The following is a 24,434-nucleotide window of genomic DNA, read 5'->3' as shown; positions in this document are numbered from 1 at the left end:
CACCTGATCCACACAAAGATCCACCTCAATATGAGGGTGCGGATTGGTCTAGTCAAGGGAAGGTCGGGACGCTTGGGCTGCCTCCTGATCTGGCGGTATGTTGAGGGTCAAAGGTGGTTACCAACTCCCTTTCGAGTGCTGGAGGTTGGAGGTCCTATCGGTGCCTTGAGTTCGAAAGGTGACGTCTGCTCTCTTCGCGCAATTCATGGACGTTTGCGGTCGACCGTGAACGTGTTCCGCATTTATCCCTAATGGTTTTTTTGGGCATCTTGCGAAAGCTGCCGTACCGCTCTCGCCGTCACCTTCCGGATTGGAGCGCTGACCTTGCCGAGTGCGCCATTCCGGTGGCGGAGCCGTCACCTCGAGCTGTCCGACTCGGACGCCGACCTGATGTTCCCTAGGCGCGGAGTTGACGGCACCTCGATGTTCAGGCGTTCGCGGGTGGTTCTGGGGAAGTGTGCGAATGCGCGGCCGAGCTGTGGTTGACGCGGACCGACGACTTCGTCGTCCTGCGGGAGTCGGACAAGGTCACGCAGCACAACCTGGGCGCGAACGCAGCCTGGAGGTCGCGATAGGGGAGGCCACGGATGAGCCGCAGTGCGCCGGCTCGGCAGCCGACGCAGTCTTTGCCGCCCTCGTGTCCAAGTCGGTCATGGTGCCGTGTAAGCCCTCCGCAGAAGATGCCGGAGGCGCCACCCCGGCTGGGCTTGCCGCAGGGGCGACCCCTTCGAAGCGATGGCGCCGGCAACTTCGCCAGCCGGATCAAGGCTGGCGGCTGGCGGGCATACGACAAGATCACTGCTGGCGGCGATGTCACTGGTGATGAGCGCGCCGATGTCTCGCCACCGATGGGCCGGTGATCTGTGGGTCTATCCCCTGGCTGGAAGCGCCAAGGCCCTGCTCATCACTCCTGCAGCGGCATCATCGTCGTCGGCGACTTCGCAGGCGGACCGGCCGGAGACCTCCTCGCCAGCGATCGCGTAGGAGGCGGCTGGAATGCTTTCGGCTCCTTCGCGGGGCCGGTGATGCCGACGCCGAGGGAGTGCGGGCACCAGTCGCCACCGGCCCGCGCCACTGGGAGTGAAGCGGGAGGCGGAGGGGCCTGGGATGGAACCGTGGCGGCAGAAGGTGCGGCGCCTCTGAGCTGCAGGGATGTGCTTTGCGTTCCGCAGGGGCCGGGGAAGCGTTTCGGCAGCTTCTGTGAGCGGGCTCTGACCTGCGGCGATGGGGTTTTCTGCAAGCCCCGGGCTGCTCTGCTTCACCGCGCTCACCGGCGACCACGACATCGCGCGTCTGACCGTCGTCCTCCACGACGCACTGACCTGCGGCCGGCGGCTCGGTGAGCACTGGCTCGCAGCTCTGCATGACCTCGCTCCTCAACCGCCCTCTGCTGCACCGAGGACAGCGCAGACGTCCACCTCACGAACCACTGTCCTCCCTGCGCCGCCCCATTCCTGAAGGAGCCTGCGGCGCGGCGGACGAGCCTCCGCGGAGCCTGGCGCGCGTCGCGAGGGTGCGGCCGGCACCGGGCTCGGCCGCACCTACCGATCACCTACCGCTTTGCTGCGGATCGCGCCGCGCTCTGGCGGCCGGTGCCGCGGGTGAGGCGGAGCGGGTTCCGGCGACGCGAGGTGACCGCATCCTGCAGCGCCAGCGGGGTGTTCTCGGGTAGCCATTGGGGCACGTACGCCGACTCCCAGGTACCGTCCGATCGCTCGAAGGAAATGGTGCTTCCCACCGGCGCCGGCTGCATGGTGGCGGGGGCGTAGGCGACCGGGGCCTTGAGCGTCTGACGGAACGTGTCGTGTCGGCCGATCAGGTAGGGCGAGGACTGGGGGGCGAAGACCGTGCTCGGGCGGACGTGTTGGCTTGCCTGCTCGGCGTCGAAGCCGCGCAGGCGGGGATCGGCGCGGAGATAGCGGTCCAGCATGTGGAGGAACTGGCCCGAGTGGGCAAGGTCCCCCATCAGCAGCCGCAGGTCGCGGATCTCCCGGTCCTGGAGTCAGCTGAACTGGCTGGACAGCGAAGATGCGACGGGGGAGACATACCGCTACGGCGTGGTCGGCCACGGCGCCGGACGTTCTGCTGCCCGTCCCCTGCTGCTGAACGTGAACTTCTACGAGCAGGTGAACGAGCTTAACAAGCTGGCGCACCTGCTGTGGGGCGGCTACCCGGCTCATCTCGGTGAGTACGAGCACTGGCAGATGGAGTACCTGGAGGCCATGGGCGCGGCCGACTGCTGACGGGTGTCGCCGCTACGGTGCCGGCTTGTGGCGGGTGAGGAGCTCGGTGAAGAAGTCGGAGATGATCTGGGGACTGTCGGGACGCGTGAGTTCCCAGCCTCCGAAGCGGTAAATCTCGTAGCCGGCCAGCCGCAGGCGGCGGTCCTCGGCGACCATCTCCGAGTACAGCCGGGGCGAGGCGGTGTAGGTGGCGCGACCGTCCGCATCGGCGGGGTTCTTGGTGCCGTAGTGGTGGGCCCCGTCGACCTCGATCACTATGCGGGAGCGGTCGGGGGCCAGCAGCAGGAAGTCCATGCGCTGGCGATGCAGGGCACCGCTGTATCCGCCGCTCTTGCGGGTGTAGGGGTCGTAGTGCAGATAGACCTGCGGGATGAGGGCGGGCAGGTCGAATCCGTCGGGTTCGGCGTAGCGGGCGCAGTAGGTACGCAGGACCGTCTGTTCCGGCAGGGAATCCAGAGAGCGATACAGCCGCCGGTGCAGGGCATCGGCGGCCTGCGGCTCATCGGCGTCGGGCAGGTGGTTGGTCCGCCACCAGGTCACCATCTGGCGCCAGGTCAGGCCCTGCGTGGGCAGCGGGTCGGTGTAGATGAGGCAGTTCTCGGCGTTCTGGACGATCTCCACGTCGTTGTTGACCGCATCCCGCATCCCGCATCCCGCATCCCGCATCCCGCATCCCGCATCCCGATCTTCGGCTTCGGGCCGATGGCGCCGAAGATCAGGTTCTTGAAGGTGCCGCGGGGGCCGTTCTTGAAGCGTTGCTCGTACTCGGCCTCCTGCAGGTCCTCCAAGTCCTGCAGGGTCGGCCCGAGCAGCTCTGCGATGCACTCGCGGCGCGCCTGCCATCCGCCGCCCCCGGACATGTCGTTTTTGCGCCAGTAGTCGCAGAAGCCGCTGTGATGGCGAAACGGCAGCTTCGGCGGCTTGAGGCCCAGGCGTTCGAGGACCGTCCGGTGCGCTTTGACCGCGAGGACGACTTCCTCGTCATTCATGCGTTCGTCGTGGCGGGTGCCTCGAGCGACGAAGTCCTCGTGCAACAGGTGGGTCAGGGCCACAGCGACGTCCAGGTGCGAGTGGGTGGGCAGGGGGCCGAACCGCAGGGACTCCATTAGCTCGACATCCAGCTCCCAGTGCCCGCTGTCCGTCCAGTCCACGCGCTCATCGGGCCTGCTGCGGAAGAAGTCGTCTGTCTTCATACTCGCGCGTCCCCTGTCCCACAGCACTGTCGGATAGGAATTGTCGCTGCTGACACTGGCAAGGGGGAGCTGTACCCATCGCGTGAACCGAGCGGTGACGGCGGCGCGGCGGCTTCGGCGCCTCCCCCAGCAGGTCGACAACCTCCCGGGTGGTGCGACCGACGCCCGAACTATGGGTGGCCGGTGCCGTGGTCACTCACGAGGACGCTCGCGGACACACCGCTGTTGACCGTCCAGCGCCTGCTTGGCGTGGCGACCGGCCGTGCACAGGCCAGGGCGGTCTTGCCAGCCCGGCGGGCTGACGGCAGGTCAGAAGCTGGTCCCGGGAGCCCGCTTCAGCTGGCGTCAGTGTTCCAGCCCGGAACTTTCTGATTCGTCCCCGCTCGGCTGTCTGCTGCTGCCGGCCACGGTCTGAACCCTGAGGTCCCGGCCGGAGTTACGTCGTCCACTGGGCCAGGGTCAGCCAGTGCGCTTGAGAGTGGTGGACGGCGGGGAGGCCCCTGCCGTCATCTGTTCGCGCGTACCGGAAGGGAGCGTCTGGCGTCAGACCCCCTTTTGCGCGTTGGAGACCGTCGAATTGCAGGCAGCGTACGGTGCCCGAGGCGGGTTCCCTGTGGGCCAGCAGCCACGGCGCCAAGGGCAGCAGGGTGCCGTCGCGGGACGTGAGGATGGGTTGTCCTGTGATCACCGGTGTAGGCGTCGACACCGTGCTGGGGGCCGGCTTTCCGACCCCGTGAAGAGTGAGTACCTCAAGGGTGTACTGGGTGCCGTCGTAGGTCATGGAGGTGGGCACCGCGAGATCTGCGCACCAGGAGGATGTCGCGCGGTGCGCGAACCGGCGTAGCAGCTGGTCGAGTTGGTCAGCCTGGTCCGCTGTGGGGGTCTCCCGGCCGTGTGCGAGGGCGTTGCGTACGGAGATGAGGCTCTGGATCGGCTGGTGATCAGCTCGCTCCGGGGTGATCCAGGAATGCACTCGCCGGAAGTCGCTGCCCGCATCGGGCCGATTCGCGAGTGCGGTGCACAGGTCGAACCAGGTGCCCATGCTCGGGGCTGCCAGCCGGTCCGGCGTGATTCCCCGTAGTGGTGCGGGCGGGGTGCTGCTGAGCCCCAGAACGGCGGCGAAGCGCAGGATCGACTCCAGCGCGTGCAGGCCCTCGTGGATCTTCTTGTCGGGATCGGTGGCGCGGACATATCTGGCCAAGCGATGGGCTAGGGGAGTCGGCAGGCGGTGGGTGGCGACCTCCAGGGATGCGCCCAGGCGGTCGGTGAGGGTCGCTTCGCATCGGTCCAGCAGTTCTTCTCCGGCGGTGTCCTTGACGACCCAGTCGACTGCATCGAGGCGGAGCGCCTCGATGACCTGCGGCTTGGAGCCTTCGCCGGACAAGACGAGGCTGGGAATACGGCATTTCCGCTCTTTGAGCTGCCGCAGAAGCCACAGACCACCCCATTCCTCGGGCGGCATCTTCATGTCGATCAGCAGGAGGTCGAACGGGTGGGTGTCGATCTCCTGCAGAGCGGTGTGGCCGTCCGCGGCGAAGCGCAGGCGGGCGCCTTCCTTGTGCAGCGGCCGGCACAGCGTGCGGGCCACGTCCATCTGGTCGTCGGCAACCAGGATGCGCAGGTTGGCCAGTCGCTGGGTCATCCAGACTCCGGTGGCGTAGAGGGAGCGAGTGGCAGGGTGGTGAGCCACGCGGTGCCGGAGGGCGTGGCGATGAGGCTGAGTTGTCCCCCGACCTTGGCCAGCAGCGAGCGGACTCCCAGGAGGCCGAGGCCGTTGCCTCCGCGCTTCGTGCTGCGGATTCGCTTGCCCGAGTTCAGGGCGGCGGCGATGTCTGAGGGGAGTCCGGGGCCGTCGTCGGAGATTTCGACGGCAGCTTCGTAGTCATCGGCGGTCCAGTCCAGGGTGATGGCCCCGCCGTTGCCCAGCGCTTCGATCGCGTTGCCGACCAGGTTGTCGAGGATGGCGGTCAGGGAGCGTGCGCCCAGTGCGACGTGGACGGTGCTCTTGGCCGTCGGGATCGACAGCGAGATGTTGGCGGGGAGCCGGGTGAGGACTGCTCCGGCATACTGACGGAGGAAGGCTCCGAGCTCGACGCTCTCGGTGTCGCCCGAGGCGAGCATCGACGTTGCTGCGCGCAGGCGCAGCGCGAGGGTGTGTGCCTCGTCGAGGTGCCGGCTCGCGGCGAGTTGTTGTTGCAGCCGGGCTGTGCGGCTCTCGGCGGGCTGGAAGTTGGCGAGGCGGGCGGCGACAAGTTGGTTCTTAAGATCGTGCAGGAGGTCCGCCACGGCTGCGCGGTAGGGCTCCGGGCTGGGTTGGAGTGCAGCGAGGACTGCCTGGGTGATCGGTCCCGGTCGGGGCGGGGCCTCTGTCATGGCGACGATCACGTCGATGCCCTGTTCGGCCGTCTCTACGGTGATTGCTTTGCTGGCTGTGGACCAGAGCGAGCACACCTCCTCCAGGACGCTCGGGGAGGGTGGTTGAGTCGACCGGAATTCCAGCCGTAGCGGCTGCTCGGCGAGAACTTCGACGGAGGTTTCTCCTCCGTCGGAGGCGAGGGCGGACAGCGCGGCGTCGAGGACGGCTCGTGCCCGCCCGGAGATCCGGACCGGGGGAAGCGCCGGCAGGGCCTTCAGCCGGCCTCGGTGAAGGATCCGCCAGTCGTCGGCGAGATCGGGAAGCAGGATGTCGGGATCGTCGGAACCGAGGCACCGGTAGACGTCGCACAACTGCACCAGGTGACGTACATGTGCCGTGGTGATGGCTTCGGGGGTCTCGATCCGCTCCAGGGTGTCTATCGCCCGCGCCAGGACGGTGTTGATGGGGTCTGGGACAGCGGGTTCCTCGACGGCCTTACGGAACGCGTCCCGCAGATGGCTGTCGGGTTGCAGGGGAAGATCGAGGTTCAGCAGTTCATCCACGCCAACGGCCCACTTGAGCAGCGCCGGAGCGTCCGAGGCGAGATGCAGCCCGAAGAGGCGTGCGGTGATCCATCGTTGCGTGGGAACCGGGGCGGCGTTGAGCAGATAAGCCTGCTGGGCGAGGAGGAACCGGGCGAGGGAGCGGGCCTCTTCCTTGGCCCCGTCAAAGGACCGGGCCGGGGACCCGTCGGCGAGGCGTTCGAGGACACTGAGCACAGCCAAGGAAGCACTGTGCTTCGCGGGTACCTTGCCCGCAACGGCAGCGCCTTGCATTCTGAGCGTGACGCCCAGCGCCTTGCTGTCCAGGACGGCGGTCGCCGTATACCGCCGCAGGTGGTCAGGCCCGGTGACCGTGTGCTTGTAGGTCACGGGGAGCTTCATGAGGCTGGCCGCGCGGGCCAGGCGCGTGGTGGGTTCGACCGGTGGTGGTGCGCTCGGTGCCACCAACTGCCATGTGGAGGCCCATTCTTGCGGCCAGCGGTCGGCCAGCGATCCCTGGAAGTCCCCCGCTTCGGAGACTGCGCCGATCACGGCTTGGAAGGAGTCGGCCCCAATCTCCAAAGGTATGCCGAGGGATCGCTGACCTGCTCCGAGGAGTAACCCTGATGCCAACCCGACCTCGTGGAAGGCGGTGTTGTACACGCTGTTGGGGAGAGTGGTGAAAGCGAATTCGGCGGGGGGCGCCACGACGATGTGTCGTGCAGTGGCGAGCAGATGCTCGTAGCCGAGTATCTGGGCTCCCAGGCAGGCCAGGGCCTGGTAGTCCTGCTGATGGTATCTCTCCATCTGGTGGCCGTTTTCGTACGCCCATGAGGCGTGGACGAGTGCCTGGGAGAGCAAGGGGCGTGACGCCTCCGGAAGGGAGAAGAGCGTCTCCAAGCGCCGCACGGTGTCTACATGGGCACGCGATGCGTGGATCTCCTGGGCGGGCGGCGGCGGTGAGACCGCGGAATCCCGCGCCGTAAGGACCTGAGGCAAGTGCCGTTGCAGGAAGTCGAGCGCGGCCAGCTGCGCGGCGGTCTTCTTGTTGCTGCCACTTCCCTCGCCGGCCCGCCGACGCGTGTCGGTGACGACGGCCCGGAACACCGGGGCATGATCGGGACCACCGCGCTCATAACCCCAGGTCAACGCTGTGTGGCCCAGGACCTCATACAGGGCGGTCTTCGGGTCGTTGATGCTGGATGCGATCTCGCGCTGCTGCGTGGCCAGGTGCCCATCGAGCAGTCGTCTGGCTACTTCCTCCTCGCCTTCCAGGCACAGCACACCGATGACTTGGTGGCATAAAAGAGTGGTCACCTTCGGCGGAAGCGCATTTCTGTCGAGTCCCACGCTCAGGGCCGCGGACTTTCGCAGCCACTCCTGACATGCGGCCCAGGCCGGGAAGGTAGCGACAATCCGGGCAACATCTGCGCTCATCGTCCCGGACGTGGGATTCGCGATCCTGCGGTACCGCTCTACTGCGGCCGTCTTCCACAGGAACGCGCTGCCCAGCCGACCAATTGCGTCCAAGGAGGTCTGTGTGACGCCTGGTAGCGCGCCCCGGCTCTCGAAGAGGTACGACCGGTGAACCAGCGCCGTGGCGATCGCGCTCCGTGCACCGTCTCGCGGAGCGGGAAGCCCCAGAGCGTCCAGGTGCGCGAACGCCGGCGCGGCCTCGCGGACTCGCGCCTCAACGGAATGTTCAAGCACGCCAAGGCGCGCCCTGCTCCGATCATCCTCAACGGCCGTCATGCACGCACCCCACCCCGCTGGACCGTCAACTCCCGACGAAACAGTATGGCCGGGGCGCAGAGGGAGGAGATCAAACTTCGCGTGATATAGGCGATGTTGGTCAGTCGGCACGGCCCGAATCCGTGCACTGCCTCCGCCGCCTGGGGCTCCATCGACGACGTTGCCGCGTCCATCAGGTGCTGGAACCGCTGTACTCCGGCCCACCGCTTTCGAGGACCCGGACCAAGGACGCGGTGACGACCCGCGTGCTGCGGCCGATGCGGAGCACGCGGCACGGGAACTGGCCTTGGCGCACCAGGGTGTAGCCCTTGGCCCGGGAGAATCCGAACGCCTTGGATGCTTCCGTCGTTGCCGGTCACAAGTGGGTGGGGAATCAACCGATTACCTGTCTTCTCCAGCCAGGTTGAGCACCGGTTCGGGCGAAGTCCCCCGGCCGTGGTCGGGTCATGCGGGTGTGCGGGATCGGTGGGACGGTTGTGCGGTGCCATCCCGGACGGGGTCTGACTCATGACATTTCTGACCGAGGTGTCCTGGTGTCACAGTGTCGGCTCTTGGGTGGGGATGGTGTGTTGTCGGTACCGGGCCGGCGGGGTGTGTCCCGATAGGGGCCTGCCGATCGTTGTGGCGTCCTCACGATTCTGACCGCCCGACGCGGCCCGGTGCCGGCAACGCGACACGCCATCGGACCGGAAGGGGAACGGGCATGTCCAGTACGTCGCCTGCTCCGAAGACCCGCCGCCGCCCCGCTGCGGGGGAGGCGGTGCTGGGAGTGGACACGCACCGAGATACGCATGTGGCTGCGGTGCTCTCCCTGACGGGGGCAGTGCTTGCCACCGACGAGTTCCCGGCCACTGCGGTTGGATACCGCGATCTGCTGCGGTGGGCCATGAAGTGGGGAACCGTGAGGCAGGCCGGGGTGGAGGGGACCGGCTCTTACGGGGCTTCGCTGTCGCGTTATCTGCTGGCCCAGGGCATCGACGTGATTGATGTGAATCGGATGGACCGGGCCGATCGCCGTCGGCGCGGCAAATCGGATCCGTTCGATGCCGAGAACGCGGCGCGAGCCGTACTGAGCGGGCGGGCCCGCGCCCGGGCCAAGTCGGGCGACGGACCGGTACAGATCGCGAGAATGTACAAACTCACGAAGGCGTCGGCGGTCAAAGCCCGCACGCAGGCCATCAACCAGCTCAAGGCCGTCCTCATCACTGCTGATCCCGCCCTGCGGGAAGAGTTGGCCGGACTGGGTAATGCCGAACTCTTCCGTACCTGTGCGCGGTTCACCGACGCGAGCAGTCACGAAGAGGGCGGCGAGGAGTCGGTGCCACAGGCCACCCGCATCACCCTGCGCCTGCTGGCCCACCGGATCGGCCAGCTCTCCGAGCAGATCCGGGACGTGGACGCCCGTCTGGCCCGGCTCGTGGAACGCCATGCCCCGCAACTCCTCGACGTGATGGGCATCGGCCCGGATACCGCCGTGACCCTGCTGATCACGATGGGGGACAACCCCGAGCGTCTGGGCAGTGAGGCATCTTTTGCCGCGCTGTGCGGGGTCAGCCCCGTCGAGCGATCCTCAGGCGCGCGGCAGTACCGTCGCCTCAACCGCGGCGGCGACCGGCAGGCCAACGCCGCCCTGCACCGGATCGTGCAGACCCGCCTGCGCTTCGACCCCCGCACCCAGGAGTACTACGAGCGCCGTACCCGACAGGGCAAGACCCGACGCGAAATCGTCCGATGCCTCAAACGCTACGCTGCCCGTGAGGTGTTCCACCTGGTCAGGACCACCCATTCGTACCCGACGCTATAGGGGCTGTCGTGACAGATGAAGGTGTGAACCGGTGAGCGAGACCAAGATCGATACCCTGCAGTACCGCTCTGACGGGCCAGAAGACGCCCCAGTGCTGGTCATCGGGCCGTCTCTCGGTACCACATGGCACATGTGGGACCGGCAGATACCCGAGCTCACCCGTGAGTGGCGGGTCGTCCGTTTCGACCTTCCCGGGCACGGCGGTGCTCCGGCCGAGCCCTTCACCTCCGTCGCCGAACTCGGCGACCGGCTCCTCGCCACCCTCGACGCGATCGGCGTCCAGCGCTTCGGCTACGCGGGCTGCTCCCTCGGCGGCGCCGTCGGCCTCGACCTCGCGCTGCGGGCACCCCAGCGGGTCGCCTCGCTCGCCCTGGTCGCCACCTCGCCGCGGTTCGGCAGCGCCGACGAGTTCCGGCAGCGCGGGGTCATCGTGCGGGCCAACGGTCTGGAGCCGATGGCCCGGGCCGCCCCCGAGCAGTGGTTCACCCCGCTCTTCGCGGGCGCGCAGCCGGCGATCGTCGAGTGGGCCGTCCAGATGGTCCGCACGACGGACCCGGCCTGCTACGTCGCCGCCTGCGAGGCCCTCGCGGTCTTCGACGTCCGCGAGTCGCTCGACCGCATCGGCGTCCCCGCCCTCGTCCTCGTCGGCTCCGAGGACCAGGTCACCGGCCCCGCCGAGGCCCGCACCCTGGTCGCCGGCATCGCCGACGCCCGGCTCGCCGTCGTCCCCGGCGCCTCGCACCTCGCCCCCGTCGAGCAGCCAGCCGCCGTCACCGACCTGCTCATCGAGCACTTCGCGGGCACCGCCCAGGAGGCCAGCGGCACCCTGACCGTGCCGCCGCTCCCCGCGGTCCCGGTGCCCGCCGCCGAGCCCGCCCCCGCGGCCCCGGCCGCCGAGCCCGCCGTCGCCGGGCGGCCCGACCCGTACGAGACGGGGCTCGGCCTGCGCCGCGAGGTCCTCGGCGACGCGCACGTGGACCAGGCCCTCGCCGACGACCCCGACAGCGCCCTCCAGGACCTCGTCACCCGGTACGCCTGGGGCGAGGTCTGGGGCCGCGAGGGCCTCGACCGGCGCACCCGCAGCGTCGTCACCCTCACGGCGCTCATCGCCGGAGGCCACCACGAGGCGCTCGCCGACCACACCAGGGCCGCCCTCCGCAACGGCCTGTCGCCCGACGAGCTCCGCGAGATCGTGCTCCACACCGCCGTGTACTGCGGCCTCCCGGCCGCCGAGACCGCGCAGCGCGCGGTCGCCCGCGCCATCCGGGAGGAGACGACGCCCCCGGCGTGACCCGGCCGCTAACCTGGCCGCGTGAAGCTGACCAAGAAGTCCCACGCCTGTGTCCGGCTGGAGAAGGACGGGCGGACGCTCGTCCTCGACCCGGGGATGTTCACCGAGGAGGACGCGGTCGTCGGAGCCGACGTCCTGCTCGTCACCCACGAGCACCCGGACCACTTCGACGAGGGCCGGCTGCGCGCCGCCCTCGAGGCCAACCCGGCCGCCGAGATCTGGACGCTGCGGAGCGTCGCCGACCAGCTCTCGGCGGCCTTCCCCGGCCGCGTGCACACCGTCGGGCACGGCGACGCCTTCACCGCCGCCGGATTCGACGTCCAGGTCCACGGCGAGCTGCACGCGGTGATCCACCCCGACATCCCGCGCGTCACCAACGTGGGCTACCTCGTCGACGGCGGCGCCGTCTTCCACCCCGGCGACGCGCTCACCGTCCCGGACCGGCCGGTCGACACCCTGCTGCTGCCGGTCATGGCCCCCTGGAACAAGATCTCCGAGGTCATCGACTACGTGCGCGAGGTGAAGCCGCGCCGGGCGTACGACATCCACGACGCCCTCCTCACCGACCTCGCCCGGCCGATCTACGACCGGCAGATCGGCGCCCTCGGCGGCACCGACCACTCCCGACTCGCCCCGGGCGCCTCCGCCGAGCTCTGAATCCGGCGACTGTCACACCCCGCCAGTAGGCTTGCGCCCATGCGCATCGCCACCTGGAACGTCAATTCGATCACCGCCCGGCTGCCCCGTCTCCTGGCCTGGCTGGAGAGCACCGGCACCGACGTGCTGTGCATCCAGGAGACCAAGTGCACCGCCGAGCAGTTCCCCACCGAGGAGCTGCGCGCGCTGGGGTACGACTCGGTGGTCAACGCCACCGGACGGTGGAACGGCGTGGCCCTGGTCTCCCGCGTCGGCCTCGCGGACGTGGTCACGGGCCTGCCCGGCGGCCCCGAGTACGACGGCGCGCAGGAGCCCCGGGCCATCTCCGCGACCTGCGGCCCGGTCCGCGTCTGGTCGGTGTACGTGCCGAACGGCCGCGAGGTCGTCCACGAGCACTACGCGTACAAGCTGCGCTGGCTGGAGGCGCTCAAGGCGGCCGTCGGGGAGGACGCGGCGGGCGAGCGGCCCTTCGCCGTCCTCGGCGACTACAACATCGCCCCGGCCGACGAGGACGTCTGGGACATCGCGGAGTTCGAGGGCGCCACGCACGTCACGGAGGCGGAGCGGGCCGCCCTCGCCGGCCTGCGCGAGACCGGTCTGACCGACGTGGTCCCCCGCCCCCTCAAGTACGACCACCCGTACACGTACTGGGACTACCGCCAGCTCCGCTTCCCGAAGAACAAGGGCATGCGCATCGACCTGGTCTACGGCAACAAGCCCTTCGCCGAGGCGGTCTCGGACAGTTACGTGGACCGCGAGGAGCGCAAGGGCAAGGGCGCCTCGGACCACGCGCCCGTCGTGGTCGACCTCGACGTCTAGAGTCTCCGGGGAGGCCTGTCCCGCACGCTCCCCGCAGGTGGGGACGGTCGGCACGCCGAGATGATCTCCGCGCGCCGGGTGGTCGACCCGTGGGTGACGGTGCGAGGCTGTTCGGATGAACATTCCGTTTCTGGACAGCTGGCGCAAGCGCCACGAGACCGAGGGCGACGCCGAATCGCCGCTGACCGCGGCCTTCGACCGTGACCCCGAGGGAGTGGGGGAGCTGCTCGCCGAGTGCGAGCTGCTCCGCGCCCGCGTCGAGGAGGCCGGGGTGGCGCTCGACGACAGCCCGCGCTCCCTCCAGGAGCTGGACCAGCTGCCGCCCCGCTGGCGGGACGACCCGGAGGAGCTCCCCTGGATCGGCAACGACGCCGGTCTCTATCTCGGCACCGTGATCGTCCGGAACGTCCCCGGGGCCCGGTGGCAGGTGTGGCCCGGCGGCGGCCCCGTGGTGCGGCTCGCCTCCGGCCGGGAGGTCCAGGTCGTCGAGGCCGGTCTGGACTGGGCGATGACGGGGGCGCCGGAGCTCTACCAGGTGTACGCGGAGGCCTCCGAGCAGTGAGCGGGCGCCCGCCCGGACCCCGCCGAGTACACGATGCGCGCCCGCCCGGACCCCGTCTCGGCCCTGCCGATCTCCACCCTTTTGCAGTAAATACGGCTTATTTCGGTTTCATGCGTGTCGGCCGTGAAGTCCCTTTTTCTGGTGGATAGTTTGCGCTGACCGCGACACCGCTGAGAAATGGGGCAGGGCAGCGCATGGCCGTCGTCGATCCGCTGATCGAACTGCGTGGCGTCAACAAGCACTACGGCGCGCTGCACGTCCTTCAGGACGTCGACCTCACCGTCGGTCGCGGCGAGGTGGTCGTCGTCATCGGCCCCTCGGGCTCGGGCAAGTCCACCCTCTGCCGGGCCATGAACCGGCTGGAGCGCGTCGAGTCGGGCGAGATCGTCATCGACGGACAGCCCCTCCCCGACGAGGGCAAGGCGCTCGCCCGGCTGCGGGCCGAGGTCGGCATGGTCTTCCAGTCCTTCAACCTCTTCGCGCACAAGACCGTCCTGGCCAACGTCTCCCTCGCGCAGATCAAGGTCCGCAAGCGCAAGAAGGAGGAGGCCGACCGGCGTTCGCGCGAACTCCTCGACCGGGTCGGCCTCGCCGCGCACGCCGAGAAGTACCCGGCCCAGCTCTCCGGCGGCCAGCAGCAGCGCGTCGCCATCGCCCGCGCCCTCGCCATGGACCCCAAGGCCCTCCTCTTCGACGAGCCGACCTCCGCGCTCGACCCCGAGATGATCAACGAGGTCCTGGAGGTCATGCAGCAACTCGCCCGGGACGGCATGACGATGGTCGTCGTCACCCACGAGATGGGCTTCGCCCGCTCCGCCGCCAACCGCGTCGTCTTCATGGCCGACGGACGCATCGTCGAGGACCGCACGCCCGAGGAGTTCTTCACGAGTCCGCGCAGCGAGCGCGCCAAGGACTTCCTCTCCAAGATCCTCAAGCACTGAGCGGGCCGGTGACCATGCAGCGTACGCATCGGAACCCCCTGGCCGCGATCGCCCTGCTGCTCGCGGTGGCGGCGGCCCTCGGCGGCTGCGGCCGGGAGGGCAGCCCGCCCGTCAAGGGCCCGCAGCCCGACCGACTCCCCGTCTACCAGGTCCGGTCGGGCTTCACCCTGCCCGACTCCGGCACCTGGAACCGGGCGAAGAAGCGCGGTCACCTCGTCGTCGGGGCCAAGGAGGACCAGCCCTACATGGGCGAGAAGGACCCCGCCACCGGCCGCTACTCCGGCTTCGACATCGAGATCGCCAAGATGATGGCGGCCTCCCTCGGCTTCGAACCGGCCGGCATCGACTTCCGTACGATCGCCTCGGCCAACCGCGAAACCGCCCTGCAGAACGGCCAGATCGACTACTACGTCGGCACCTACACCATCAACGACAACCGCAAGAAGCTCGTCGGCTTCGCAGGCCCCTACTACCTGGCGGGCCAGTCCCTCCTCGTCCGGACCGACGAGAACGACATCGCCGGACCGCAGGACCTGGCCGGCAAGCGGGTCTGCTCGGCCGCCGGATCCACCCCGTACCAGCGGATCGAGAAGGACTATCCGAAGGCCGAACTCGTCGCCTACGACACGTACTCCGTCTGCGTGGACAACCTGCTGACCTACCAGGTCGACGCGGTCACCACCGACGACACCATCCTCATGGGGTACGCCGCAAAGGTCCCCGACGAACTCAAGGTCGTCGGCAAGCCCTTCTCCGAGGAGCCGTACGGCATCGGCGTCCCGCACGGGGACGACGCGCTGCGGTTCGCCCTCGACGACGCCATCGCCGCCCACGAGAAGAACGGTGACTGGAAGAAGGCCTACGACGCCACCCTCGGCCTCTCCGGGGTCCCCGCCCCCACGCCGCCCGCCATCGACCGCTACCCGGCGAGCTGACCGGAGGAGCCACCCGACATGGACGTCCTGACCGACAACTTCTCCCTCTACGTCGACGGCTTCCTCGGCACCGTCGAACTGACCGTCTACGCGTCGGCGTTGGCCCTCGTCCTGGGCTTCGTCATGGCCGCCTTCCGAGTCGCGCCCGTGGGCTCCTTCCGGGTCTTCGGCACGGTCTGGGTCACCGTCCTGCGCAACACCCCGCTGACCCTGCTCTTCTTCGCGGTCATGCTGGGCCTGCCCCGCTTCGGAATCGTCCTGCCCTTCGAGGTGTTCGCCGTCCTCGCGCTCGGCTGCTACACCTCGGCCTTCATCTGCGAGGTGCTGCGCTCCGGCATCAACACCGTGCCGCGCGGCCAGGGAGAGGCGGCCCGCAGCCTGGGCATGACCTTCTCCCAGACCCTCGGCACGGTGGTCCTGCCACAGGCCTTCCGCACGGTCATCCCGCCCATCGGCTCCACCCTGATCGCCCTCGCCAAGAACTCGGCGATCGCCGGGGCCTTCAGCGTCACCGAACTCCTCGGCACCTACAAGACGTTGAGCGAGCTCGGCTACAACATCGTCTGGACCTTCGTCTGGATCGCCGTCGGATACCTGATCATCACCCTCACCATCAGCGCCCTCTTCCACGTCCTGGAGAAGCGCTGGGGAGTCGCCCGATGACCGAGTCCACCGCCCTCTACGACGTCCCCGGGCCGCACGCCCGGCGGCGCCATCTCCTCTACGGCATCGCGTCCACCGTCGTGATCCTCGCGCTGGCCGGCTGGTTCCTCCATCTCCTCTTCGACACCGAGCAGTTCACCTCCACCAAGTGGTCGCCCTTCCTCTACGAGGGCATCCAGAGGCTCCTGCTCGAAGGCCTCGGCAACACCCTCAAGGCCTTCGCTTACGCCTCGGTGCTCTCGCTCGCGTTCGGCGGGGTCCTCGCCGCCGGGCGGCTCTCCGAGCACCGCGTGCTGCGCTGGACCTCGACGCTGCTCGTCGAGTTCTTCCGCGCGATGCCCGTCCTCGTGATGATCTTCTTCATCTTCGTGGCGCTGAAGGTGCAGCCGCTGCCCGCGCTCGTCGCGGGACTGACCCTCTACAACGGCTCGGTGCTCGCCGAGGTCTTCCGCACCGGCATCCACGCGGTCGCGCGCGGCCAGGGCGAGGCCGCGTACGCGCTCGGCATGCGCAAGACGCAGGTCATGACGTACGTCCTCGCGCCGCAGGCCGTCCGGGCGATGCTGCCGGCCATCATCAGCCAGCTCGTGGTGGCCCTCAAGGACACCTCGCTCGGCTTCCTCATCACCTACGAGGAGTTCCTCCACGCGGGCAAGCTGATCGCGTCGAACCTCGACTACGACCTGCCGTTCATCCCCGTCGTGCTGGTCATCTCACCGATCTACATCGGGATGTGCATGCTGCTCTCCTGGTTCGCCACCTGGGTGGCCCGCCGAGAGCGCCGCAGCCCGAAGACGAAGGCCGTGGACGTCCCACCGGCCGAACCCGGAACGCTGCTGCCGGGAGCGCAGTAGCTGCTGTGAAGCCCTGCCCGCCCGGCAGCAGCCGGTGATCACTTCTTCCGCAGCGGTACCGACACGTACGACGGGTCGGCCGAGGGGGAGGAGAAGGTCAGCTGCGCGCCGGTCGGGTTGTGCTCGATGTAGAGCGGGTCGACGGTGTCGACGACCAGGGCGAGCCGGTGTCCGGCGGGTACGTCGTACGCCGTGGAGAACAGCTCCAGATCGACGGCGAACGGCTGCCCCGGCGTCCTGCCGTGGAAGGTGTACGGGGCGTTGCTGACCAGCTTGCCCACCCCGAGCGGGCCCACGTCGTAGAGGTACGCGACGAGGGTGCCGCTCTCCTTCGTCGACGTGACCGTGGTGTGCACCTTGGCCGTGCCGCGCACCCGCTGCGGCGTGTCGTACCGCTCGGACTGCCAGACGCCGGCGAAGGCGCGGGGGAGCAGCGGGACGGAGACGGTGGGCGGGGTGCGGAGGAACTGGTCCAGGAGGTTGGTCAGCAGGGTGATGCCGCCGTTGGCGCCGGAGTCGACGTTCGCCCAGACCCGCTGCGTACCGTCGAGGTCGAACTTCCGCTGGTCGGCGTTGACCGACTTCCAGTCGGCGTAGCCCTCGTAGCCGTCGGTGGAACGGGACTTGAGCTGGACCGGCTGCTCACGGTCGATGCCGTTGTCGACGCCCTTGAGGTGGTGGTCGAACCAGCGGTGGGCGTTGGTCCAGGTGTCGTTGGGGAGTCCGAGGATGCCGGTGGCCTCGGCGGTGGCGTGGTCGCCGGGGCGGAACTCCAGCCGCTTGGGGCCGGTGAGCTTCTCGTAGAAGCTCGCGTACTGGTTGGGCGGGAAGATCGTGTCGCCCCAGGCGTTGCCCATCATGATCGCGGCGCCGTTGGCGTTGATCCGGTCCAGGTAGGTGACCGGGGACCGCTCGCGGCCCCAGGCGATCATCTCGTCCTCCTTGTCGAGGTTCGACGAGAGGAAGTCGCCCAGGATCTCCTGGAGTTCGGGACCGGGACGCCCGGTGAGGTAGCCGGCTCCGCCGAGCAGGGCGGCGGCCTGGAGGTGCTGGGTGCGGCCGCTGTAGATGGAGTCGATGAGGTCGGCCCAGCCGCTGAGCGCGGCGACGGCCTTGACCCGGGGGTCGTGCGCGGCGGCGAGCAGGCTGATCCCCGCGCCGTAGGAGACGCCGGCCATGCCCACGTGGTCGGCGTCGGCCGGGGTGTTCGCGAGGGCCCAGTCGATGACCTTCGAGGCGTCGGCGACGTCCTTCGGGCCCGCGGTCTCGATCTCGCCGCCGGACTGCCAGAAGCCGCGCGAGTTGTAACTCACCACGATGTAACCGGAGTCGGCGAGCTTCTGCGCCTGGGCGAGGTACTCGATCTGGGGCATGGCCCAGCTCGTGGGCAGCACGATCAGGGGGAGGCGGGCCGAGGCGCCGGCGCCTTCCGGGGTGACGACGTTCGCCTTGAGGACGGTGCCGCCCTCCCCGGCGATGTCGACGAAGCGGATGCCGGTCCGGCCGGACTCGACGGCCTGGGCGGCGGGAGCCAGGCCGAGGGCCGTCCCGGCCGCGAGAGCGGCCGAGACGGCGAGCGCCAGGGATGTGCGCACGGGTCACTCCTCACTGGGGTACTGCTGGGGACGGCAGTACGGGCTGGGGGGGCAGTGAAAGTGACCCGACGGTAACCGGGGGCGCGTACCCGGGGTAACCGGTCGGTAAGTTACGTGCGGGTAACGATTGGGGGCGGGGTGCCGCCGTCGAGGAGCGCGTCGGCCTCCGCGAAGTCGGCGTGCGCCTCCGCGTACCGTTCGACGGCGGCGAGGAACATGGACCGGTCGGTCAGGGCTCGGACGAGCGTCCCCGGCGAGGCCGGAAGGCGCCGGGCGAGCGCGACGCCTTCGTCGAAGACGGGACGCAGCGCCTCCTCGTCCCGGAAGCCGCGGGTCTCCCGGTGGAGCGCCCGGCGGAGGGTCAGCCGGCGGTGGGCGGTGACGAGTCCCGGGAGATCGCCGGACTCGCGCAGGGTGACGGCCTCCCGTTCGAGTGCGGGGACGGAGTCGAAGTAGGCCTCCCGCGTATCGGGCGACCAGCCGTGGAAGGGGTAGGCCCCGAACGGGGGCAGCGGGCCTTCGGGGGTGGCGACCGGTTCGGCCGGGCGGCCCGAGAGGACGAGGAGAGTGACCCACGTGGCCCGGATGTTGCCCCAGCTCGCCGGCTCGCCGCCCTGGGCGAGACGGGCGAGCAGGGCGAGCGCCTCGCGGCGTGCGGCGGCTTCCTCGCGCCGGTGTCCGGCGTCCCGGAGCATCCCGGTGTAGTGGTTCAGTTTCCACACCGAGGAGGCCAGTGGCGTACGGTCCTCGGCCACTCTGTGACGCGTGTCGTCCACGAGGCGTCCGAAGACCCCCAGAGCCTCCTCGCGCCGTCCGGCCGCGTCGAGTTCGGCCGCCCACTCGATCAGCGTCCAGTCGGACACGTCCGCGTCCCCGGGCGTGACGTGGCGGCTGTACAGCTCGGCCGCCTCCGCGTGGCGCCCCTCCTCTGCCAGGACCAGCGTGAGGCGACCGTACGGCGCGGTCCGCGCGAGTTCCTCGCACACCGCGCGCCCCTCCGCCCGCCGGCCGACCGCGAACAGCGCGCGCTCGTGGCTCTCCAAGGCGCGGCGCAGCCACTCGTCCCGGTCCGGCACCTCCGCGTCGAACCGCCGTGCCGCTGCCACCGCTTCCGCGTAGAGAGCCGGCCGAAGCTCCGGATTCCCGAGGCTGTAGCCGTGGTTGACGAGGACCTGTACCAGCTTCGGCAGATAGGTCCGCGGACTCACCTCCGCGAGTACGCGGTACGCCTCCACTTCTTCCCGGGGCGTCAGCCGCCCGGACCCCAGCAGCGCGACCCGCGCCCGCAACACCGCGTCCTCATCGAACTTCCGCGTGTTCCCCATGTGCCCCCTGTTCTCCGTGTGATGCACGACGGAGATTCTGGGAGTCGGGGGACCGGTCGGACAAGGCTCACGAACTGTGCGTTCCGTCCTACGAAAACCGCCTCTGACCTGTCATGATGGAAACGTCTTCACCCCTGACTGGGAGGCGCGGTGCAGGAGTCGAGCGGCGTGCCGGACGTCTTCGACCCGCGGATCTACGCCGCCGGGATCCCGCACGACCGCTTCCGCGCGCTGCGCGACCGCGCGCCCGTCGCCCGGCAGGCGGAGCCGGAGATCCTCGGATGGCCCGCCGGACCCGGCTTCTGGGCCGTCACGCGGCACGCCGACGTCGTCCGGGTCCTCAAGGACTCCGGTACGTACTCCTCGGCGCTCGGCGCCACGCAGATCCGCGACCCCGACCCCGCCGACCTGCCCTTCATCCGGCGCATGATGCTCAACCAGGACCCACCCGACCACGGCGGGCTCAGGCGGCTCGTCAGCCGGGCCTTCACCCCCGGGCGGATCGAGCGGTTCGCCGTCACCGCACGGGAGCGGGCCCGCGGCCTCCTCGCGGACGCGGTGGCCGCCGCGGACGGCGGCGAGGTGGACCTCGTCCGGGCCGTCACCGACGACTACGCCCTGCTCAACCTCACCGACCTGCTCGGCGTACCCGCGAGCGACCGGGGACTGCTCCACGCCTGGACCGAACGGGTCATCGCCTACCAGGACCCCGACGAGCCACCCGTCCTCGACGGCGAGGGGCGGCCGGTCAACCCCCGCTCACCCGCGATGCTCGCCGAGATGTTCGGCTATGCGCAGGAGCTCGCCGCGTACAAGCGCGCGCACCCCGCAGACGACGTGATGACCTCGCTGGCCACCTCCGAACTCGCCGACGCCGAGCTGGAGATGTTCTTCTTCCTGCTCACCGTCGCCGGGAACGACACCGTGCGCAGCGCCGCCCCGGGCGGACTCCTCGCCCTCGCCGAACACCCGGACGAGCAACGGAGGCTGTGGAACGGGAGCGTGTCGACCGACACGGCCGTCGACGAACTCCTGCGCGTGCACCCGCCCGTGCTGTCCTTCCGGCGCACGGCCGCCCATGACACCGAGCTGGCCGGACAGGCGATCCGGGCGGGCGACAAGGTCGTGGTCTTCCACGCCTCCGCCAACCACGACGAGCGCGTCTTCCCCGACCCGCACCGCCTCGACCTCGGCCGCACCCCGAACCCGCACGTGTCCTTCGGCGACGGCCCGCACGTCTGCCTCGGCGCCCACTTCGCCCGGCTTCAGCTCCGCGTGCTGTACGAGGAGGTGCGCGCGGCCTGCGGCGGCCTCACGCCCGCCGCCCCGCCCCGCCGCCTCGTCTCCAACTTCATCAACGGCGTCAAGTCGCTGCCGGTGCGGCTGCGGGAGCCGTCCGCGCCTCCCGCGTGACGTCGGCCACCAGCTCCACCACATCGGGGCCGTACGCCTGCGAGTTGACCACCTTGAGGAGCAGGACGAAGGATCCCGAGCGGTGGGTGCGCGCCAGCGACTCGTGGTGGCGCGCCAGATAGCGGGTCGCCGCCTGGTTGGTGATGGCCCGCTGGCCGCAGAAGAGGAACACGGGCCGGCCGCCCTCGCCGGCCGTGAGCCGGGCCAGGATCACGTACTCGGACACGCCCACCTCCGAGAGGTAGCGCTCCGAGCCGATCCGGAACATGCCCCGGACCGGGCTCGGTTCCACCTCGACGTTCACCTCGACGCCCGGCAGGAGAGTGGCCAGATGGGCGTCCATCCGCCGGTTCGAATAGGGGCCGCCGACACAGAACTCGGTCCGGTCCCCGAACCCCTGGTGCGCCTGGTCGTGGGTGAGGATCCGGGCCTGTGCCCCGCAGTCCTTGATGAGCGCGGAGAGTTCGAGGAGCGCGAACACGTCGAACCGGTGCACCGATCGCTCGCCGCCCGACTCCCTGTTCACCACGAGCAGGCACTCCGCGTTCCCCGGCAGCCCGAAGAACGCCTGCTTGCGCCGGAGCCTGCGCCGCCACAGGTACGTGCGGCCCAGCCACCCGAGGGAGGCGCTGACCCCGGTGGCCAGCACCCCGAGCACGATGTTGCGCACGTCTTCGTCCATGGGCGCGCATGCTAGCGGCGATCCGGACTTCGTTCGAGGCGGTCCTGACGGGAGGCGCGCGCGGAAGTTACGCTGCGCGGAAGGTTGTTGACTGGAGGTTGCGCATGCGTCGATCCGCCGCTCGGAAGGTCTCCGCCCTCGCTGTCGCGGTGACGGTCCTCTCGGTGGGCGCGGCAGCGCCACCCGCGGCCCCGCCCGGCGCCCCGCCGGGGCCGGTCAAGGAGCCCGTCGCCGTCGGTTACGGCGGAGCGGTCGCCAGCGTCGACGCCGACGCCTCGGCCGCCGGCATCGAGGTGCTCCGCAAGGGCGGCAACGCCGTGGACGCCGCCGTCGCCGTCGCGGCGGCCCTCGGCGTCACCGAGCCCTACTCCGCGGGGATCGGGGGCGGCGGCTACTTCGTGTACTACGACGCCAAGAGCCGTACGGTCCACACCGTCGACGGGCGGGAGACCGCACCCCGCTCCGCCGACGCGAACCTCTTCGTGGAGAACGGCAAGCCGATCCCCTTCGAGGAGGGCATGACCAGCGGCCTGGGCGTCGGCACCCCCGGCACCCCGGCGACCTGGAAGACCGCCCTCGACGCCTGGGGCAGCAAGCGCCTCTCGACCCTCCTCGAACCCGCGGAGCGGCTCGCCCGCGACGGATTCGCCGTCGACCCCACCTTCCGCGCGCAGACCGCCGCCAACGAGGCCCGGTTCCGCGACTTCCCCGACACCTCCGCGCTCTTCCTGCCGGGCGGGCAACTGCCCGTGGTCGGCACGGTCTTCAAGAACCCCGACCTGGCCCGTACGTACGAGACGCTCGGCCGCGAGGGCATCGGCGCCCTCTACCGGGGGCCGCTCGCCCGGGACATCGTCGACACCGTCCGCACGCCCCCGGTCCGCGAGGGCGCCACCCGGACCGTCCGGGCCGGCGACCTGACGGAGCGTGACCTCGCCGCGTACCGCACCGAGTTCCGCAAGCCGACGAAGGTCGCGTACCGCGGGCTCGACGTCTACGGCATGGCCCCGTCCTCCTCCGGCGGCACGAGCGTCGGCGAGGCGCTCAACATCCTGGAGGGCACCGACCTCGCCGCCGCCACCCCGGCCGGCTATCTGCACCGGTACATCGAGGCCAGCCGGATCGCGTTCGCCGACCGGGGCCGCTGGGTCGGCGACCCCGCCTTCGAGGCCGTGCCGACCCGGGGACTGCTCTCCCAGCGGTACGCCGACTCCCGCGCCTGCCTGATCCGCGACGACGCCGTCCTGACCAGCCCGCTCGCGCCCGGCGACCCGAACGACCCGGCGCCCTGCGCGAGCGGCGGGACCGCGGCCCCGACCACGTACGAGGGCGAGAACACCACCCACCTGACGGCCGCCGACAAGTGGGGCAACGTCGTCGCCTACACCCTGACCATCGAGTCCACCGGCGGCAGCGGGATCACCGTGCCCGGCCGGGGCTTCCTGCTCAACAACGAGCTGACCGACTTCTCCTTCGCCCCCGCGAACCCGGCCGTGCACGACCCGAACCTGCCCGGCCCCGGCAAGCGCCCGCGCTCCTCGATCTCCCCGACGATCGTCCTCGACCGGCACGACCGGCCCGTCCTCGCCCTCGGCTCGCCGGGCGGCGCGACCATCATCACGACGGTCCTCCAGACCCTCACCGGGGTCGTCGACCGGGGCCTGCCGCTCGTCGACGCGATCGCCGCACCGCGCGCCAGCCAGCGGAACCAGGCCACCACCGAACTCGAACCGGGCCTGTGGAACAGCCCGCTGAGGGCGGAGCTGGAGGGCATCGGGCACGGCTTCCGGCAGAACCCGGAGATCGGCGCGGCCACGGGCGTGCAGCGGCTGCCGGACGGCCGCTGGGTGGCCGCAGCGGAGACGGTCCGCCGGGGCGGCGGCTCGGCGATGGTCGTCCGGCCGACGGGCCGGTAGCGGGCGCCCCGGGGCTTCTGGAGCCCTGGAGCTTTGCAAGGGCCCCGGAGCCCTGGAGTTCTGGGGTTCTGGAGCCCGGCAGGGCCCAGGAGCCCTACAGGGCCGTGAGCACCCGCGGGCCGTCGTCCGTGATCGCGACCGTGTGCTCGGCGTGGGACGCGCGCGAGCCGTCGAGCGTGCGGATGGTCCAGCCGTCCCGCGCCGTGTAGTGGTCGTCCGTCCCGCCGCCGATCAGCATCGGCTCGATCGCGAGCACCATCCCGTGCCGCAGCTTCATGCCCCGGCCCGGGCGTCCCTCGTTGGGGACGCCCGGGTCCTCGTGCATGGTGCGGCCGATGCCGTGGCCGCCGAAGCCGTCCGGGATGCCGTAGCCCGCGGCGCGGCAGACCCGGCCGATCGCGTGCGCGATGTCGCCGATGCGGTTGCCGACGACGGCCGCCGCGATGCCCGCCTCCAGGGCCTCCTCCGCCGCGGCGATCAGCCGGGTGTCCTCCGGCCGGGCCCGGCCGACCGTGAAGCTGACGGCCGCGTCGCCCGCCCAGCCGTCCAGGAGCGCCCCGCAGTCGACGGAGACCAGGTCGCCGTCGGCCAGCCGGGTCCCGTCCGGGATGCCGTGCACGATTGCGTCGTTCACGGAGAGGCACACGACCGCCGGGAACGGCACCGGCGCCCACTCCGGGCGGTAGCCGAGGAAGGGCGAACCGGCGCCCGCCTCCGCCAGGACCTCGCGGGCGGCCCGGTCCAGCTCGGTCAGCGCGACACCCGGCGCGGCGGTCTCCCGCGCCGCCGCGAGGGCGCGGGCCACCACCCGTCCCGCCTCGCGCATCGCCGCCAGGGATTCGTTCGTCTTGATCTCCACCATGCCAATTACTATACCGGTATTAGAATGGC

General features: G+C 70.1%; 21 protein-coding genes. 12 read left to right on the top strand and 9 right to left on the bottom strand.

Annotation, left to right across the window (positions count from 1 at the left end; translation table 11 throughout):
- Positions 1 to 1,552: 1,552 nt before the first annotated feature.
- Positions 1,553 to 1,930, bottom strand: coding sequence for a hypothetical protein (locus ACZ6K0_RS36120; protein ID WP_469236303.1), 378 nt, complete (start codon positions 1,928 to 1,930; stop codon positions 1,553 to 1,555).
- A 178-nt stretch (positions 1,931 to 2,108) separates the two neighbouring features.
- On the opposite strand from ACZ6K0_RS36120, the gene ACZ6K0_RS36115 reads away from it, so the two are divergent.
- On the top strand, positions 2,109 to 2,243 hold the full coding sequence (locus ACZ6K0_RS36115; RefSeq protein WP_469577712.1) for a hypothetical protein: 135 nt from the start codon (positions 2,109 to 2,111) through the stop codon (positions 2,241 to 2,243).
- 12 nt (positions 2,244 to 2,255) lie between these two features.
- Here ACZ6K0_RS36115 and ACZ6K0_RS36110 read toward each other — a convergent pair whose 3' ends face one another.
- From ACZ6K0_RS36110 to ACZ6K0_RS36095, 4 genes are all read right to left on the bottom strand, one after another.
- Positions 2,256 to 2,909: a hypothetical protein gene (locus ACZ6K0_RS36110; protein WP_469236302.1), complete on the bottom strand. Its 654-nt coding sequence runs from the start codon at positions 2,907 to 2,909 to the stop codon at positions 2,256 to 2,258.
- Positions 2,798 to 3,436, bottom strand: a complete 639-nt coding sequence (locus ACZ6K0_RS36105) for a hypothetical protein (protein ID WP_469236301.1) — start codon at positions 3,434 to 3,436, stop codon at positions 2,798 to 2,800. Before ACZ6K0_RS36105 ends, ACZ6K0_RS36110 begins: the two co-directional genes overlap by 112 nt.
- Positions 3,437 to 3,872: 436 nt before the next feature.
- The gene (locus tag ACZ6K0_RS36100) at positions 3,873 to 5,078 is read right to left on the bottom strand and encodes a response regulator (RefSeq protein ID WP_469236300.1); all 1,206 of its coding nucleotides are present in this window, start codon (positions 5,076 to 5,078) and stop codon (positions 3,873 to 3,875) included.
- Positions 5,075 to 8,086: an ATP-binding protein gene (locus ACZ6K0_RS36095; RefSeq protein ID WP_469236299.1), complete on the bottom strand. Its 3,012-nt coding sequence runs from the start codon at positions 8,084 to 8,086 to the stop codon at positions 5,075 to 5,077. The genes ACZ6K0_RS36100 and ACZ6K0_RS36095 overlap by 4 nt, the downstream gene beginning before the upstream one ends.
- Before the next feature lie 703 nt (positions 8,087 to 8,789).
- Here ACZ6K0_RS36095 and ACZ6K0_RS36090 point away from each other — a divergent pair.
- From ACZ6K0_RS36090 to ACZ6K0_RS36050, 9 genes are all read left to right on the top strand, one after another.
- A complete protein-coding gene (locus tag ACZ6K0_RS36090; protein WP_469577709.1) occupies positions 8,790 to 9,890 on the top strand; it encodes an IS110 family RNA-guided transposase in 1,101 nt (366 codons plus the stop codon).
- A 31-nt stretch (positions 9,891 to 9,921) separates the two neighbouring features.
- Positions 9,922 to 11,181 carry a bifunctional 3-oxoadipate enol-lactonase/4-carboxymuconolactone decarboxylase PcaDC gene (gene pcaDC, locus ACZ6K0_RS36085; protein ID WP_469577707.1) on the top strand — a complete coding sequence of 420 codons (1,260 nt, stop codon included), beginning with the start codon at positions 9,922 to 9,924 and terminating at the stop codon, positions 11,179 to 11,181.
- A gap of 21 nt (positions 11,182 to 11,202) precedes the next feature.
- Positions 11,203 to 11,838 (top strand): MBL fold metallo-hydrolase, encoded by a 636-nt coding sequence (locus tag ACZ6K0_RS36080; RefSeq protein WP_376407862.1) that lies wholly within the window; start codon positions 11,203 to 11,205, stop codon positions 11,836 to 11,838.
- A 39-nt stretch (positions 11,839 to 11,877) separates the two neighbouring features.
- A complete protein-coding gene (locus ACZ6K0_RS36075) occupies positions 11,878 to 12,657 on the top strand; it encodes an exodeoxyribonuclease III (protein WP_469235470.1) in 780 nt (259 codons plus the stop codon).
- 115 nt (positions 12,658 to 12,772) lie between these two features.
- Entirely contained in the window at positions 12,773 to 13,219 is a 447-nt protein-coding gene (locus ACZ6K0_RS36070) for a DUF6278 family protein (RefSeq protein WP_376407860.1), read from the top strand.
- 194 nt (positions 13,220 to 13,413) lie between these two features.
- Positions 13,414 to 14,160 carry an amino acid ABC transporter ATP-binding protein gene (locus ACZ6K0_RS36065; RefSeq protein ID WP_376407859.1) on the top strand — a complete coding sequence of 249 codons (747 nt, stop codon included), beginning with the start codon at positions 13,414 to 13,416 and terminating at the stop codon, positions 14,158 to 14,160.
- A gap of 14 nt (positions 14,161 to 14,174) precedes the next feature.
- Positions 14,175 to 15,095: a glutamate ABC transporter substrate-binding protein gene (locus ACZ6K0_RS36060; RefSeq protein WP_469235482.1), complete on the top strand. Its 921-nt coding sequence runs from the start codon at positions 14,175 to 14,177 to the stop codon at positions 15,093 to 15,095.
- 18 nt (positions 15,096 to 15,113) lie between these two features.
- On the top strand, positions 15,114 to 15,758 hold the full coding sequence (locus ACZ6K0_RS36055; protein ID WP_376407856.1) for an amino acid ABC transporter permease: 645 nt from the start codon (positions 15,114 to 15,116) through the stop codon (positions 15,756 to 15,758).
- On the top strand, positions 15,755 to 16,612 hold the full coding sequence (locus ACZ6K0_RS36050) for an amino acid ABC transporter permease (RefSeq protein ID WP_376407855.1): 858 nt from the start codon (positions 15,755 to 15,757) through the stop codon (positions 16,610 to 16,612). Before ACZ6K0_RS36055 ends, ACZ6K0_RS36050 begins: the two co-directional genes overlap by 4 nt.
- Before the next feature lie 38 nt (positions 16,613 to 16,650).
- Here ACZ6K0_RS36050 and ACZ6K0_RS36045 read toward each other — a convergent pair whose 3' ends face one another.
- Positions 16,651 to 18,207: a CocE/NonD family hydrolase gene (locus ACZ6K0_RS36045; protein WP_469235467.1), complete on the bottom strand. Its 1,557-nt coding sequence runs from the start codon at positions 18,205 to 18,207 to the stop codon at positions 16,651 to 16,653.
- A gap of 110 nt (positions 18,208 to 18,317) precedes the next feature.
- Positions 18,318 to 19,532, bottom strand: a complete 1,215-nt coding sequence (locus ACZ6K0_RS36040; protein WP_469235466.1) for a hypothetical protein — start codon at positions 19,530 to 19,532, stop codon at positions 18,318 to 18,320.
- A 150-nt stretch (positions 19,533 to 19,682) separates the two neighbouring features.
- Here ACZ6K0_RS36040 and ACZ6K0_RS36035 point away from each other — a divergent pair, with 150 nt between their 5' ends.
- Positions 19,683 to 20,945: a cytochrome P450 gene (locus ACZ6K0_RS36035; RefSeq protein ID WP_469235464.1), complete on the top strand. Its 1,263-nt coding sequence runs from the start codon at positions 19,683 to 19,685 to the stop codon at positions 20,943 to 20,945.
- Here ACZ6K0_RS36035 and ACZ6K0_RS36030 read toward each other — a convergent pair.
- Positions 20,896 to 21,627 carry a hypothetical protein gene (locus ACZ6K0_RS36030; RefSeq protein WP_376407847.1) on the bottom strand — a complete coding sequence of 244 codons (732 nt, stop codon included), beginning with the start codon at positions 21,625 to 21,627 and terminating at the stop codon, positions 20,896 to 20,898. The two genes, ACZ6K0_RS36035 and ACZ6K0_RS36030, sit on opposite strands and share 50 nt — an antisense overlap.
- A 104-nt stretch (positions 21,628 to 21,731) precedes the next feature.
- Here ACZ6K0_RS36030 and ggt point away from each other — a divergent pair, with 104 nt between their 5' ends.
- Complete coding sequence (gene ggt / locus ACZ6K0_RS36025; protein ID WP_469235463.1) at positions 21,732 to 23,543, top strand: gamma-glutamyltransferase; 1,812 nt, start codon at positions 21,732 to 21,734, stop codon at positions 23,541 to 23,543.
- Positions 23,544 to 23,637: 94 nt separating this feature from the next.
- Here the strand turns inward: ggt and map are convergent, their stop codons facing one another.
- Positions 23,638 to 24,405: a type I methionyl aminopeptidase gene (gene map, locus ACZ6K0_RS36020; protein ID WP_376407843.1), complete on the bottom strand. Its 768-nt coding sequence runs from the start codon at positions 24,403 to 24,405 to the stop codon at positions 23,638 to 23,640.
- Positions 24,406 to 24,434 lie beyond the last annotated feature (29 nt).

Source organism: Streptomyces sp. NPDC042346 (genome assembly GCF_055581845.1).
The sequence above is the reverse complement of the archived record's forward strand: the minus strand, read 5'-3'. Positions and strand labels throughout refer to the sequence as shown.

Excerpts from the sequence above, each read along its gene's own strand:
- ACZ6K0_RS36105 (WP_469236301.1), bottom strand. The coding sequence starts at position 3,436 with ATGAAGACAGACGACTTCTTCCGCAGCAGGCCCGATGAGCGCGTGGAC.
- ACZ6K0_RS36030 (WP_376407847.1), bottom strand. The coding sequence starts at position 21,627 with ATGGACGAAGACGTGCGCAACATCGTGCTCGGGGTGCTGGCCACCGGG.
- ACZ6K0_RS36120 (WP_469236303.1), bottom strand. The coding sequence starts at position 1,930 with ATGCTGGACCGCTATCTCCGCGCCGATCCCCGCCTGCGCGGCTTCGAC.
- ACZ6K0_RS36110 (WP_469236302.1), bottom strand. The coding sequence starts at position 2,909 with ATGCGGGATGCGGGATGCGGGATGCGGGATGCGGTCAACAACGACGTG.
- ggt (WP_469235463.1), top strand. The coding sequence starts at position 21,732 with ATGCGTCGATCCGCCGCTCGGAAGGTCTCCGCCCTCGCTGTCGCGGTG.
- ACZ6K0_RS36050 (WP_376407855.1), top strand. The coding sequence starts at position 15,755 with ATGACCGAGTCCACCGCCCTCTACGACGTCCCCGGGCCGCACGCCCGG.
- ACZ6K0_RS36100 (WP_469236300.1), bottom strand. The coding sequence starts at position 5,078 with ATGACCCAGCGACTGGCCAACCTGCGCATCCTGGTTGCCGACGACCAG.
- ACZ6K0_RS36065 (WP_376407859.1), top strand. The coding sequence starts at position 13,414 with ATGGCCGTCGTCGATCCGCTGATCGAACTGCGTGGCGTCAACAAGCAC.
- ACZ6K0_RS36090 (WP_469577709.1), top strand. The coding sequence starts at position 8,790 with ATGTCCAGTACGTCGCCTGCTCCGAAGACCCGCCGCCGCCCCGCTGCG.
- ACZ6K0_RS36055 (WP_376407856.1), top strand. The coding sequence starts at position 15,114 with ATGGACGTCCTGACCGACAACTTCTCCCTCTACGTCGACGGCTTCCTC.
- ACZ6K0_RS36060 (WP_469235482.1), top strand. The coding sequence starts at position 14,175 with ATGCAGCGTACGCATCGGAACCCCCTGGCCGCGATCGCCCTGCTGCTC.
- ACZ6K0_RS36075 (WP_469235470.1), top strand. The coding sequence starts at position 11,878 with ATGCGCATCGCCACCTGGAACGTCAATTCGATCACCGCCCGGCTGCCC.
- ACZ6K0_RS36040 (WP_469235466.1), bottom strand. The coding sequence starts at position 19,532 with ATGGGGAACACGCGGAAGTTCGATGAGGACGCGGTGTTGCGGGCGCGG.
- map (WP_376407843.1), bottom strand. The coding sequence starts at position 24,405 with ATGGTGGAGATCAAGACGAACGAATCCCTGGCGGCGATGCGCGAGGCG.
- ACZ6K0_RS36070 (WP_376407860.1), top strand. The coding sequence starts at position 12,773 with ATGAACATTCCGTTTCTGGACAGCTGGCGCAAGCGCCACGAGACCGAG.
- ACZ6K0_RS36095 (WP_469236299.1), bottom strand. The coding sequence starts at position 8,086 with ATGACGGCCGTTGAGGATGATCGGAGCAGGGCGCGCCTTGGCGTGCTT.